This is a genomic window from Salegentibacter flavus (assembly GCF_900115145.1).
Lineage (GTDB): Bacteria > Bacteroidota > Bacteroidia > Flavobacteriales > Flavobacteriaceae > Salegentibacter > Salegentibacter flavus.
Genome location: NZ_FOVL01000013.1, coordinates 26,092 through 38,608, shown reverse-complemented (window position 1 = coordinate 38,608; position 12,517 = coordinate 26,092). Strand labels below are relative to the sequence as shown.

General features: G+C 42.8%; 10 protein-coding genes. 6 read left to right on the top strand and 4 right to left on the bottom strand.

Annotated features, from left to right (window positions below):
- The first annotated feature begins 90 nt into the window (after nucleotides 1-90).
- Entirely contained in the window at nucleotides 91-1,848 is a 1,758-nt protein-coding gene (locus BM266_RS10920; protein WP_093409498.1) for an aromatic amino acid hydroxylase, read from the top strand.
- Nucleotide 1,849: 1 nt separating this feature from the next.
- Here the strand turns inward: BM266_RS10920 and BM266_RS10915 are convergent, their stop codons facing one another.
- The 3 genes from BM266_RS10915 to alaS form a co-directional block, all read right to left on the bottom strand.
- Complete coding sequence (locus tag BM266_RS10915; protein WP_093409495.1) at nucleotides 1,850-2,464, bottom strand: DUF4230 domain-containing protein; 615 nt, start codon at nucleotides 2,462-2,464, stop codon at nucleotides 1,850-1,852.
- Between the two features lie 284 nt (nucleotides 2,465-2,748).
- Nucleotides 2,749-3,684, bottom strand: a complete 936-nt coding sequence (locus tag BM266_RS10910; protein ID WP_093409493.1) for a GSCFA domain-containing protein — start codon at nucleotides 3,682-3,684, stop codon at nucleotides 2,749-2,751.
- Nucleotides 3,685-3,733: 49 nt separating this feature from the next.
- Nucleotides 3,734-6,346 (bottom strand): alanine--tRNA ligase, encoded by a 2,613-nt coding sequence (gene alaS, locus BM266_RS10905; protein WP_093409491.1) that lies wholly within the window; start codon nucleotides 6,344-6,346, stop codon nucleotides 3,734-3,736.
- Nucleotides 6,347-6,476: 130 nt separating this feature from the next.
- Here alaS and BM266_RS10900 point away from each other — a divergent pair, with 130 nt between their 5' ends.
- The 5 genes from BM266_RS10900 to BM266_RS10880 are packed head-to-tail and all read left to right on the top strand — an operon-like array spanning nucleotide 6,477 to nucleotide 9,624.
- Nucleotides 6,477-7,454, top strand: coding sequence for a M23 family metallopeptidase (locus tag BM266_RS10900; RefSeq protein WP_093409488.1), 978 nt, complete (start codon nucleotides 6,477-6,479; stop codon nucleotides 7,452-7,454).
- Nucleotides 7,454-7,783, top strand: coding sequence for a MerR family transcriptional regulator (locus BM266_RS10895; protein ID WP_093409486.1), 330 nt, complete (start codon nucleotides 7,454-7,456; stop codon nucleotides 7,781-7,783). The genes BM266_RS10900 and BM266_RS10895 overlap by 1 nt, the downstream gene beginning before the upstream one ends.
- Nucleotides 7,784-7,785: 2 nt before the next feature.
- The gene (locus tag BM266_RS10890; protein WP_093409484.1) at nucleotides 7,786-8,382 is read left to right on the top strand and encodes a LemA family protein; all 597 of its coding nucleotides are present in this window, start codon (nucleotides 7,786-7,788) and stop codon (nucleotides 8,380-8,382) included.
- Nucleotides 8,383-8,385: 3 nt separating this feature from the next.
- Nucleotides 8,386-8,826 (top strand): TPM domain-containing protein, encoded by a 441-nt coding sequence (locus tag BM266_RS10885; protein ID WP_093409482.1) that lies wholly within the window; start codon nucleotides 8,386-8,388, stop codon nucleotides 8,824-8,826.
- A complete protein-coding gene (locus BM266_RS10880; protein ID WP_093409479.1) occupies nucleotides 8,827-9,624 on the top strand; it encodes a TPM domain-containing protein in 798 nt (265 codons plus the stop codon).
- A gap of 96 nt (nucleotides 9,625-9,720) precedes the next feature.
- Here BM266_RS10880 and BM266_RS10875 read toward each other — a convergent pair whose 3' ends face one another.
- Complete coding sequence (locus BM266_RS10875; protein ID WP_093409477.1) at nucleotides 9,721-12,474, bottom strand: outer membrane beta-barrel protein; 2,754 nt, start codon at nucleotides 12,472-12,474, stop codon at nucleotides 9,721-9,723.
- Between the last annotated feature and the right edge of the window lie 43 nt (nucleotides 12,475-12,517).

Genomic DNA, 12,517 nt, shown 5'->3' with positions numbered 1-12,517 from the left:
GGCATTTATAATTTACAGGGGTTTTCATTGACTTATTCTTAATTTCAGGCATAATTCTTTATATTTAGATCAAAATTAAGGCTTGCGATTATGTTAGATAAAATTGAATCCAATGAAATTCTGGACAGGCTTCCTGCCCATCTTCAGCAATACATAAAACCACAAAACCATGAAGATTACACCCCTGTAAATCAGGCGGTATGGCGCTATGTAATGCGGAAAAATGTAGACTACCTGAGCAAGGTGGCCCACGAATCTTACCTGGAGGGACTTCGGCAAACTGGGATTTCTATAGACAGCATTCCGAATATGTACGGAATGAACCGTATTTTAAAGGAAATTGGTTGGGCAGCAGTGGCGGTAGACGGATTTATTCCGCCGGCGGCTTTTATGGAATTTCAGGCCTATAATGTGCTGGTTATTGCCAGCGAAATCCGCCAACTGGAACATATAGAATACACCCCGGCCCCCGATATTATTCACGAAGGCGCCGGCCACGCTCCTATCATAGCTAACCCTGAATACGCAGAGTACCTAAGACGTTTTGGAGAGATTGGCTGCAAGGCCATTTCCAGCGCGAAAGATTATGAGATGTATGAGGCGATAAGACATTTATCGATTATAAAAGAAGCCGAAGATACTCCCCAGGAGGAAATCGAGGCAGCAGAGAAAAAAGTGGATGAGCTGCAAAATAATATGGAAAAACCCAGTGAAATGGCCCAGATAAGGAACCTGCATTGGTGGACCGTTGAATACGGCCTGATAGGAACCCCGGAAGACCCCAAGATCTACGGCGCCGGCCTGCTGTCTTCTATAGGAGAGAGCACCTGGTGTATGACCGATAAAGTGAAGAAGATCCCTTATACTCTTGAAGCCAGCAAACAGGACTTCGATATTACCAAACCTCAACCTCAGCTTTACGTCACTCCCGATTTTGCCCATTTAAGTTCGGTGCTGGAAGAGTTTGCCAATAAAATGGCACTTAGACGTGGAGGCCTTTCAGGGATCCAGAAATTAATAGAATCAAAAAACATAGGCACTGTAGAGCTAAGTACAGGACTTCAGATCTCCGGTGATTTCTCAAGGGTCATTGAATTTGAGGGGAAACCGATTTATGTACAAACAACCGGAAAAACCGCCCTTTCACACCGGGAAAAAGAATTGGTTGGCCACGGCACGAGCAATCACCCCGATGGTTTCGGCTCCCCGGTAGGAAGCCTTAAAGGCATCAACCTGGCTATTGAAGATATGAGCCCAAGAGATCTTCGGGCCTATGATATTTACGAAGGGGAAGAAATTGAACTCGAATTTGAAGGCGGGATAAAAGTTTCAGGAGAGATAATTACCGGAACCCGTAATTTGCAAGGAAAAATAATCCTGATAAGCTTTAAAAACTGCACCGTCAATTATGGAAAGGAAATTCTCTTTAAACCCGAGTGGGGAAAATTCGATATGGCGGTAGGAAAAGAAATAATCTCGGCATTTGCTGGCCCGGCCGATGCAGAGTCTTTTGATCTCATAACCCACACCCCGTCGAGCACCACGATTAAAAGCAAGAAAACCCCTGAACGCCAGGAATTAGAAGAACTCTATGCTTCGGTTAGAAACATAAGAGAAGGGAAAAATGCAAAATTCTCTTTACAGGCCGTGCTGGACCTTTTGGTTAAATACCATCCAAACGACTGGCTGCTGAGTGTGGAAATCTATGAACTCACCGCAGGAAAAGACGAAGATTTGGCCAAAGAAGCATTACAGAACCTGGAAAAAGTCAAAATAAGACGTCCGGACATAAGCCATCTCATCGAAGGCGGTTTGGAGCTTATCGACGAAAAACTTGTTAGCGGATAGCTTAAAGTTTTATTTCTTCTAGATCTTCAGAGTTTGAAAAGCGCTGGTCTTTATATTCCAGAGTCCAGCCCATAGTGTTGGTGAGAATATAAATCTTTTGAAGCTCGCTAATCAGGCGGTTTTGCGCATTGGATTTCAGCGTAGAGCTATCTACTTTTTTCCTGATGGAGGCTTCAATACGTTTTCTGATCTTATTATGATCTTCAGCCTTAAACTGGTTCAGGTAATCCTGGGTAACATCATAATATTTTATCTCTGGATTTATCGTGATCTCTTCTTCAGGAATACTCAGAATACGTACGATTTTATTTTCTTCATCGATTTCGGTCTCCAGTTTGCTTAGATCGTAAGCAACCGTGGCCGTAGCGTTAACCACAATCAAAGCTTTTTTCCGTGCTGAAAAGATATCAAGATAGAATTTACGGGAATCCTTATAGCTATAAACCTGGGAGAAAGTCCCTTCGGTAACCACCAGTTTTCCCACATTTTTTATCTGTTCCTGAAGCAAGCTGGTATCGGCTTCGAGCCGGTCCTGCTCATCATCGCGATTTTCACAATACCTTACCCCAAATACGACAAGGAGCACTAAAATTGCACCGATAAGAAAATTTCTCATAAAGCCTTAATTAGAAGAAAGAAGGGATTGTTTTCGCAGGATCGCACAAAATTGAAAGTTTAGGTGGTTCTATAAAATACTTATGGACGGCCCCACCCGTCCATAAGCTAAAACTTCTAAAATCTACCCCAACAAATTTTAGAAAACAAATCTTAATTCCAGCACCTTAAACCGGAAACCGGTTTAAAATTCTGAAGTTTAAAATCTTATATAAAAATACAAAATAAAATCTCACTCAAAAGATTTTATGATGAATTTAAAGTTTGTAGAAAGTAAATAAAATATTAAAATTTTAGGTGAGGATGCTTCTCACGGAGTCTGGCTTCCTGAATCTTCAGTTTTTTAAGAAAACTGCTATGGGCCTCAGATTCCGGATTGAAAGGACGATGAGCAAGACCTTTTTGTATATTTTCTACTTCAGCAAGCGTAATCATCGCATCTTCAGAAAACCAGGTTTCAATGAATCTTTTCCAGATATAGTCTATAGCAACCGGAGATGGATGCAACATATCTTCAGCATAAAACCGGTAATCCCGAAGCTCATCCATCATGATCTCGTAAGATGGAAAATATGTCCCCTTTCCAGCAGAATGCACAGCACTGATGAGATTAGATTTACTATGCTGGTTCTCTACAAAACCATCCCTGAGATGCCTGATAGGCGAGATGGTAAAGATTAGCTCTGCTTTGGAATTCAGTTGCTCAAGATGGCCTGAGATCTTTTTCAGATCATGAATAATACTTGCGACAGAAGATAATTCCTTTCTAAAGTTTTTCTGTGGAAGTTTATGACAATTAGCCACTGACAATCCGGTTTCAAGAAAAGTATAATTCCAGGCAGTACCCAGAGTAATCACTACGTGACTGGTTTCCTTTAAAAAACCCCGGGTTTCGTCAAGCTTCTGATTCAATGTATCAAGGATTCTATCCTTATCAGGATCACTCAGGGCAGAGTGCGCCTCGAAACAGTGCCAGCGCTCGTTATAAAAGAAAACATCCTCCTCGAAATATCGATAGCCAGAAACCACACGTTCAAGAAAAGTTTCGATAGCCTGTGGATGGAAAAAGATCCCAAAAGGATTCTGAAATTTTCTGATCTTATGGTACTCCAGTTTTGCTCCTATATTTTCCACAAAACAAGATCCCAACAGCAGCAACTTCGAATCGTAACCGATCTTTGGCTGTTCTTCCTTTATCGGAATGCTGGTTCTGAATTCCATAGTATTTTTTAATAACTCCCTGGATTCCTAAAATAATCCGGAAATAAGCTTATTCGATATAGGATTTTGCCTTCTGAAGAGCTTCATTAAGTCCGGCTGGGTTTTTACCACCTGCGGTAGCGAAAAACGGCTGGCCGCCTCCGCCTCCCTGTATGTATTTCCCAAGTTCTCTAACAATTTGTCCTGCATTCAGGTCTTTTTTCTTTACCAGGTTCTTGGAAATATAACAACTTAGAAGTGCTTTCCCATTTTGCTCTGTTCCAAATAACAGGAACAGATTGTCCTTCTCGTCCCCCAGCTGATAAGCCAGGTCCTTAAGGCCACCGGCATCAAGATCCACCATTTTGGCGAGGAAATTCACCCCGTTGATTTCTTCTATTTCAGCCTTAAATTCAGTTTTGAGATTTTTGGCTTTATCTTTCAGCAAGGCTTCCACCTGTTTCTTCAAGGCTGAATTCTCTTCCTGCAAACCACTTACCGCTTTAACAGGATCATTTGCATTTTTCAGCTCATTTTTAATTTGCTCCAGCACTTGGGTCTGTTCAGCAAAATAATCGCGAACAGCATCGCCGGTTATCGCTTCTATCCTTCTTATTCCACTGGCCACAGCAGTTTCAGAAGTAATCTTGAAATGCCAGATATCTCCCGTATTCATCACGTGAGTTCCCCCGCAAAGCTCCATAGACTCCCCAAAACCGATGGCTCTAACAGATTCGCCGTATTTTTCTCCGAAAAGTGCTATGGCACCCTGGTCTAAGGCTTCCTGAAAGGCAATATTTCGTTGCTCGTTTAAGGCAATTCTTTCGGCAATCCTTTTATTTACAAATTCCTCTACCTGCTCCAGTTCCTCCTTACTCAGCTTACTGAAATGAGAAAAATCAAAGCGCAGATAATCGCTTTTTACCAGCGACCCTTTCTGTTCTACGTGAGTACCCAAAACATAACGAAGCGCCTGGTGCAACAGGTGAGTGGCAGAATGGTTTGCAGCAGTAGCCTCACGCTGAGTTTTACTCACCACTGCCATTAAACTCCCTTGCGGATTCTTTGGAAGGTTCTTAGCAAAATGAACGATAAGGTTATTTTCCTTTTTGGTGTCGAAGATGGAGATCTTATTTCCATCGGCCTCTTCCAGGTAACCCTTATCCCCTACCTGGCCACCCCCTTCAGGATAGAATGGGGTTCGTGTTAGCACGAGCTGATAGACCTCGCCCTGTTTCTTTGTTTCCACCTTGCGGTATCTGGCAAGCTGAACATCGGCTTCAAGTGCATCATAACCTATGAAGGCTTCCTCGGCAACGGGATTTAATTCATGCCAGTCGCCGGCGGTGATTTGCGTCGCCGCCCGGGAACGGTCTTTTTGCTGCTTGAGTTCGGCTTCAAATTCCTTTTCATCCAGGTCAAAGCCGCGCTCCCTTAAGATAAGGGCGGTAAGGTCTATCGGAAAACCGAAAGTGTCGTAAAGTTCAAAAGCTTTTTTTCCTGAAACCTTTTTGCCTCCGGTTTCAGCGATAATATTTTCCAGGCGAACCAAGCCTTGATCCAGGGTATGAAGAAAAGACTGCTCTTCTTCCCTAATTACATTCTCAATAAGCTTTTTTTGCGAGACAAGCTCGGGAAAAGCCTCTCCCATCTGCTTGCTCAATGTTGAAATCAGTTTATAGATAAAGGGTTCTTTGGTGTCGAGAAAGGTAAAACCGTAACGAATTGCTCTTCTTAAGATTCGACGTATAACATAACCAGCACCGGTGTTTGAGGGCAACTGGCCATCGGCAATTGAAAAAGCAACGGCCCGAACGTGATCGGCGATCACCCTGATGGCGATATCAGATTTTTCAGAAGTCCCATAAGGGGTATTGGTGATTTTCTCTATCTCACTGATAAGCGGAGTAAAAACATCGGTATCGTAGTTAGATTGTTTTCCCTGTAAAACCATACAGAGGCGTTCAAAGCCCATCCCGGTATCGATGTGTTTTGCCGGTAATTCTTCCAGAGAACCATCAGCTTTGCGGTTATATTGCATAAAAACCAGGTTCCAGATCTCTACAACCTGTGGGTGATCTTCATTTACAAGTTCACGGCCGGGTTGCTTCGCTTTATCGGCCTCAGAACGGATATCAATATGGATTTCAGAACAGGGCCCGCAGGGTCCCTGATCGCCCATTTCCCAGAAATTATCCTTTTTATCTCCGTAGATAATGCGGTCTTCAGAAATGATCTTCTTCCATATTTCCAGGGCTTCAGTATCGAGTCCCAGACCATCTTCCTCACTGCCTTCAAAAACCGAAATATACAGGTTCTCCTTATTGATTTTGAATACATCGGTAAGCAGTTCCCAGGCCCAATTAATAGCTTCTTCCTTGAAATAATCACCAAAACTCCAGTTCCCCAGCATCTCGAACATAGTATGGTGGTAAGTATCCATCCCTACTTCTTCCAGATCATTGTGTTTTCCGCTTACGCGAAGGCATTTTTGGGTATCGGTAACCCGGGTATATTTTGGCACGGTATTGCCCAGAAAGTATTCCTTAAACTGGTTCATCCCCGCGTTGGTAAACATAAGGGTGGGATCGTCTTTTATCACCATTGGTGCTGAGGGCACTATCTGGTGAGATTTCGACTTAAAAAATTCTAAGAATTGGTTGCGTATTTCCTGAGATTTCATCAAAACGTTCTAATCTAAAATTTATTAAATTGTGACGGCGTTGAAACAATTTTTATATTTGCTCGTTAAGCCTTTACAGTTTGCACGGTAATTGCTCGTATTGAAGGCAAAAATAGCATAAATTTGACTCATGTCGAAGGTTAAATATTATTACGATAGCGAGACGCTTTCCTATAAAAAAATCGAAAGCCGAAAAGGCAGGCGCATAGGCATTCTATTTCTAAGCATTTTGGGTTCTTTCCTGGCCGGTTTTCTGCTTTTGGTGTTATATCTCAATATCCCTCAGATTGAAACCCCAAAGGAGAAGGCTTTAAAACGAGAGCTCCAGAATATGCAATTGCAATACAGCCTGCTAAATAAAAAAATGGACCAGATACAAGATGTGCTGGCCAATGTGGAAGACCGCGACAACAATATTTACAGAATGTATTTTGAGGCCAACCCTATTCCCGAGGAACAGCGACGGGCAGGTTTTGGTGGTATTAACCGGTACCGCAACCTGGAAGGTTTTGATAATTCCAGGCTCATAATTGAAACCAATAAACGAATGGATATCCTCACCAAGCAGATTGTGGTTCAATCTAAATCTTTAGATGAGATCGCAGAGCTTGCCAGGGAAAAAGAGGAACTTCTTTCTGCTGTACCGGCAATCCAGCCTGTAAAGAATGAAGACCTAAGCAGGATTGCTTCGGGTTACGGATGGAGAACAGATCCCTTTACCAAGGTTAGAAAATTCCATTATGGAATGGATTTTACCGCCCCACGAGGAACGCCCATTTATGCCACAGGAAACGGGAGAATAGAGCGCGCAGACAATCGCTCTACGGGTTACGGGAATCACATAAGAATAGATCACGGGTATGGGTACACCAGCCTATATGCCCACCTGCACAAATACAATGTTAGAGTAGGCCAACGCGTATTGCGCGGGGATGTTATAGGCTATGTTGGAAGCACAGGAAGATCACAGGCCCCGCATCTGCATTACGAGATCTTTAAAGACGACAGACGAATAAATCCCATTAATTTCTACTATGGACATCTGTCTCCGGAAGAATTTGACGAGGTACTGAAAAAAGCACAACAGGAAAACCAATCTCTGGATTAATGCACCTTAACCTACCCGACAAAAGATATTATAGTATTGGTGAAGTAGCCACCGCATTTAAGGTGAACACCTCGCTAATTCGTTTTTGGGAAAAGGAATTTGATGTTATCAAGCCAAAGAAAAATGCCAAGGGGAACCGAAAGTTCACTCCTGAAGACATCAAAAATCTGGAACTTATCTTTCATCTTGTCAAGGAAAGAGGGTTTACCCTGGAGGGAGCTAAGATCCACCTGAAAGAAGAAGGGCATAAAACCCTTAATAATTTTGAAATAATCCGTAAGTTGGAAGGAATAAAAGCAAGACTAACCGACCTTAAAAACCAAATGTAAATATGAAAAAGTGGCTTATCCCGGCAATTATTATTGCCATTGTAGTTTTTGTTATTTATAGTTTTACTGCGGGTGTTAACAACACCTCCGTAGAAAAAGAGGAAAACGCCAAGATGGCCTGGGCCAATGTAGAGAGTTCATACCAACGCCGGAATGACCTTATTGGAAACCTGGTGCAAACCGTAGAAGGTGCTGCCGATTTTGAAAGAGGAACGCTAACCGATGTTATCGAAGCCCGTTCCCGAGCCACTTCTGTGAATGTTGATGCCGACAATCTTAGTGCAGAACAGATTCAGCAATTCCAACAGGCGCAAAGCGGAGTAAGTTCAGCTTTATCACGATTATTGGTAACCGTGGAGCGTTATCCAGACATCAAAGCCAACCAGAATTTTCTGCAGTTACAATCGCAGCTGGAAGGCACCGAAAACAGGATTAATGTTGCCCGGGACAGGTATAATGAAGCAGTAGCCGATTACAATACTTATATCAGGGTTTTCCCGAACAATATTTTTGCGGGAATGTTCGGTTTTGAAAGAATGGAACGTTTCCAGGCAGATGCAGGAGCAGAAGACGCACCGGATGTAGAATTTGATTTTTAGAAAATGAGCAAGGTAGAAGATTTCTTAAGCAAAAAGGACGAAGAGGAGATAGTTGAAGCTATTAGGACCGCCGAGGGTCATACCTCTGGTGAAATCAGGGTTCATCTGGAAAAATCCTGTGGGGAGAAAGATATCTTCGAGCGGGCCATGGAGGTCTTTCACCAACTGAAGATGGATAACACAAAAGAAGAAAACGGAGTACTTATCTATGTAGCGGTGGAAGATCATAAATTCGTTATCTATGGAGATCGCGGTATCAATGATGTAGTCCCATCTGATTTTTGGGAAAGCACAAAAGATGCCATCGTAAATCAGTTCAAAGAAGGAAAGTTTAAACAAGGTCTGGTAGACGGAATCCTCAAAGCCGGAAAACAGCTGGAAGAACACTTCCCCTGGTCACCCGATAACACGAATGAACTTTCCAACACCATTTCAAAAGAATAAATGTTACAAACCCAACTCAAGTCCATATTCACTGTTTTTTTTTCACTGGCTCTGGTATTTACGGGATACAGCCAACGCGATATTCCACCAAAACCATCTCAGGAGACCAGTGTTTATGATGATGCAGATGTTTTAAGCAGCACAGAAGAACAGCAACTTGAACAAAAACTCATCAATTACGCCGATACTACTTCTACCCAGATAGTAGTGGTTACCATTGAATCTTTACAGGGTGAATATGAGGGCACCTATGCTGCCCACTGGGCTGAGGAATGGGGAATAGGACAATCCAAGGAAGATAACGGACTTTTAATTCTACTGGCTGAAAATGACAGGAAGATCTGGATCACTACCGGCTACGGCCTGGAGGAATATCTCACCGATGCCCGAACCAAACAAATTATAGAACAGATCATCCTTCCTGAATTCAGACAAAATAATTATTACGGAGGTCTTGATAAAGGAACTACGGCCATCTTTCAGGTCCTGGAAGGCTCTTTCCAGGGGACACCTCAAACCAAAGAAAAATCTGGAGGCATCCCGGTGCAGCTTCTAATTCTGGGAATTATCTTCCTTATCATTATAGTCTCGCTTGTTAATAAGAACAAGGGCGGCCGCAATGGTGGCCGAAGAAGTACAGGAGGCACCTTATTGGATGCTATTATCCTAAGCTCCCTGGGGCGCGGCACTTTTGGAGGTGGAAGTTCTTCGGGTGGTGGCTTTGGAGGCGGCGGTGGCTTCGGTGGAGGTTTTGGAGGCGGAGGCTTTGGCGGCGGAGGCGCCGGCGGAAGCTGGTAGTTTCTTCGGGAAACATTCTTCCATCGACTTTAATTTCAGCAAAAAAATAGCCCGGCAAAATTACTGCCGGGCTTCTTTATAAATAATTTTTTAATCCTAAAATCTTCTTCTGTTCCGGTTGGGATCTTTGCCCCCAAATTTACTGATCTTGTAAGTGAAGCTTAGCATTGCGTAGCGCCTTAGGATAAGATTGCTGGTATCCTGGATAAAATCGTCTCCAATCATTCTTCTGGTATCAACATTTTGATTCAGCATATCATAGACTTTCACTTTTATGGTAGCGTCATCATCAAGGAACTGATATCCCAGACTTATATTCCAGAGCAAGGCCGAGTTATCAAAACCCGGGGCAACATTTCCGAAGTAATTATAGGAAATATCGTTACCCAACACAATATTTTCAGGCCAGTAGGTAGTAGCATCAAGAGAGACCGTATGATTCATAAAATTTTCGTTACGGGCAGGGTTGATATCGTATTTTGATTCATTATAACTCAGGTTATAAGATGGGTTGATATCCACCAAATCTTCTATGGTATAAGTTAGCCGCACACTAGGTCTTATCCCGTAGTTCTTAGAATTGAACTTTACGGCATTGGTAAATCCAACATTTTTGCTGTAGCTCCCGTTTAATCCAAATCGATATCCCAGGGTTCTGGCTTCCTTTTTAAAGGTTTTGCTGTAATTCATTCCCGCATTGGCATTCATAGCACCATCAACATTAGTATAAGTGGTTGTTCGCACGAGATCATCATCGGTTGTGGTATAAGCCACTACATTGTTATCGGTAAAACTGGCCGAAAAATGGCCGAAGAATCCGCTGCGAGTTGCAAAATCGAAATTTCGATAGTACAGGCGGAAATCCTGGCTGAAGGCGGGATCGAGACTTGGGTTTCCTACCAATATATTCAAAGGGTTGGTGCGATCGGCCACCGGCTGCAGCTGCCGGATTGAAGGTACATTGGCATCGGTGCGGTAATTGAAATAAATATTTTGAGACTTACTTATCTCATAACGAACATTCGCCCGTAGATAAAGATTATTGAATGTGTTGTCAAATGAGACATCATCCCTGAAATTATTTGTTTTCAGCCTGGTGTTTAAGAGTCCGGCCTCTGTGCTCCATCGCAGCGATTCCCCTTCATAATTCAATCCAAGATTAGGTATATTCTTCTGACTGTTCACCTCAAAATCGTTGCTAAGCTGTTCATTAATATTGGTGTAGGCATTGTTTTCAGCATCAAATACATTTCTGACATTAGTAGATTTGGCGGTAGAAAAATCATAGGAAAGGTCAAGAAATAAATTATCGGTAAGTACGCTGCGCTGACTTATCCCTGCTGAAAAGCTATTTTCTTTCTGCTCTTCATCAATATACTGGTCCTGGATCTGTGTTTCCCCGGCCTGATCCCCTCGGAAAATATTGGTTTCAGAATAATAAACATTTTCATTTTTCTGATCGTTGTGGCTCTGGGAAAGATCTACCTGCAAATAAGCTCCCCTGCTCCCAAAACGCCTGATAAAATCTATGTTATTGCTGAAATAATTGCTTTCTATCTCCTCATTATTAGAGGTTTGGGTATTGTTGATCAATTCCCGATCTTCATTAAGGGACTCAGAAGTATTTGTTCTGGCTGAAAATCCGCGGTTGGCATTTAATCTTGGTCTAATCGATAAACGGGTAAGCGTATCGAATTCTATCTCAAACCTGGCATTGGCCCGGTGACTATCGTTTACAAGATTTCCGGTATTTTCGGAATTGGAATAATAGCGCGAATCGGGCAGGATATTCTCTCTTTCGGTGATGGTCATGGTTTCGGTGTCATTTCTTCCGAAGAAATAATCGGTGCTTAGTTCAAGCTTATCATTCCATTCATTCACAAAGTTGAAACCGGCAGTTTCAGATTTGGTGATCCCACCGCTGCTCCCAAAGCTGTTCCCGTTAATGCTAAAGCCACCTCCGCGGTTAAAGCTCATCATCCTGGCATTACGCCCCATCATATCAAAAACCTCATCAAAGCTAAAGCCCGAGCTGTTGATATTATTGGAACTGGCCAGCGCACTTATACGCATATCATCTTTAAAATAGTTGCCAATTCCGCTAAGTTCATAGCGATCGTCTGTTCCGCCGCCGGCAGTGGCCCTGGCGAAATAGCCTTTATTTTTATCTTCCTGAAGTTTAATGTTTATGGTCTGGTTTTCAGAATCGCCTGCCTTTCCGGTAAATTCCTCCGACTTGGTCTTAGTATCGGTCACCTGGATCTTATCTATGATCTCCTTCGGAAGATTCTTGGTCGCGATCTTGGGGTCGTCCCCGAAGAATTCTTTTCCGTTGACCAGAATTCGTTGAACTGGCTTGCCGTTTACCGTAATATTGCCTTCGGTGTCCACTTCTACCCCCGGAATGTTTTTGAGCAATTCCTCCAGGTTGGCATCGGGCCTGGTGGCGAAAGAAGCCGCATTGAACTCCAAGGTATCTCTCTTTACCGAAATTGGTGCACGGGTTCCGGTTACCAAAATCTCATCCAGGGCATCCTGAATTTCCATTTCTATAGTCCCAAGATTTGTATTCTCCTTAAGCTTTATATTTTGCTTATAAGGTCTAAACCCGGCGAAGGAAATCAGAAAATTTAAATTTTCAGCGGAAGTGTTTCCCTTCAATAGAAAACTCCCGTCTCTTTCTGAAATAGTATAGGTTACCAGACTGCTGTCTGAAGGTTTTTCGGTATATATAGTAGCAGATTCCAACGGAGATCCGTCGGGTGCGACAACTTTTCCTGAAATTTCAAAATTTTGCGCGGCTAAGGTCCCGGCAAAACAAAAGAAAGCCAGGAATAAGAAAATTCTCATTAAGGGAGGTCGTTAAAATTGATGAATAAGGACATTACGTCCT

Coding starts and splice junctions, on each gene's coding strand:
- BM266_RS10920 (WP_093409498.1), top strand. CDS start 91: ATGTTAGATAAAATTGAATCCAATGAAATTCTGGACAGGCTTCCTGCC.
- BM266_RS10915 (WP_093409495.1), bottom strand. CDS start 2,464: ATGAGAAATTTTCTTATCGGTGCAATTTTAGTGCTCCTTGTCGTATTT.
- BM266_RS10910 (WP_093409493.1), bottom strand. CDS start 3,684: ATGGAATTCAGAACCAGCATTCCGATAAAGGAAGAACAGCCAAAGATC.
- alaS (WP_093409491.1), bottom strand. CDS start 6,346: ATGAAATCTCAGGAAATACGCAACCAATTCTTAGAATTTTTTAAGTCG.
- BM266_RS10900 (WP_093409488.1), top strand. CDS start 6,477: ATGTCGAAGGTTAAATATTATTACGATAGCGAGACGCTTTCCTATAAA.
- BM266_RS10895 (WP_093409486.1), top strand. CDS start 7,454: ATGCACCTTAACCTACCCGACAAAAGATATTATAGTATTGGTGAAGTA.
- BM266_RS10890 (WP_093409484.1), top strand. CDS start 7,786: ATGAAAAAGTGGCTTATCCCGGCAATTATTATTGCCATTGTAGTTTTT.
- BM266_RS10885 (WP_093409482.1), top strand. CDS start 8,386: ATGAGCAAGGTAGAAGATTTCTTAAGCAAAAAGGACGAAGAGGAGATA.
- BM266_RS10880 (WP_093409479.1), top strand. CDS start 8,827: ATGTTACAAACCCAACTCAAGTCCATATTCACTGTTTTTTTTTCACTG.
- BM266_RS10875 (WP_093409477.1), bottom strand. CDS start 12,474: ATGAGAATTTTCTTATTCCTGGCTTTCTTTTGTTTTGCCGGGACCTTA.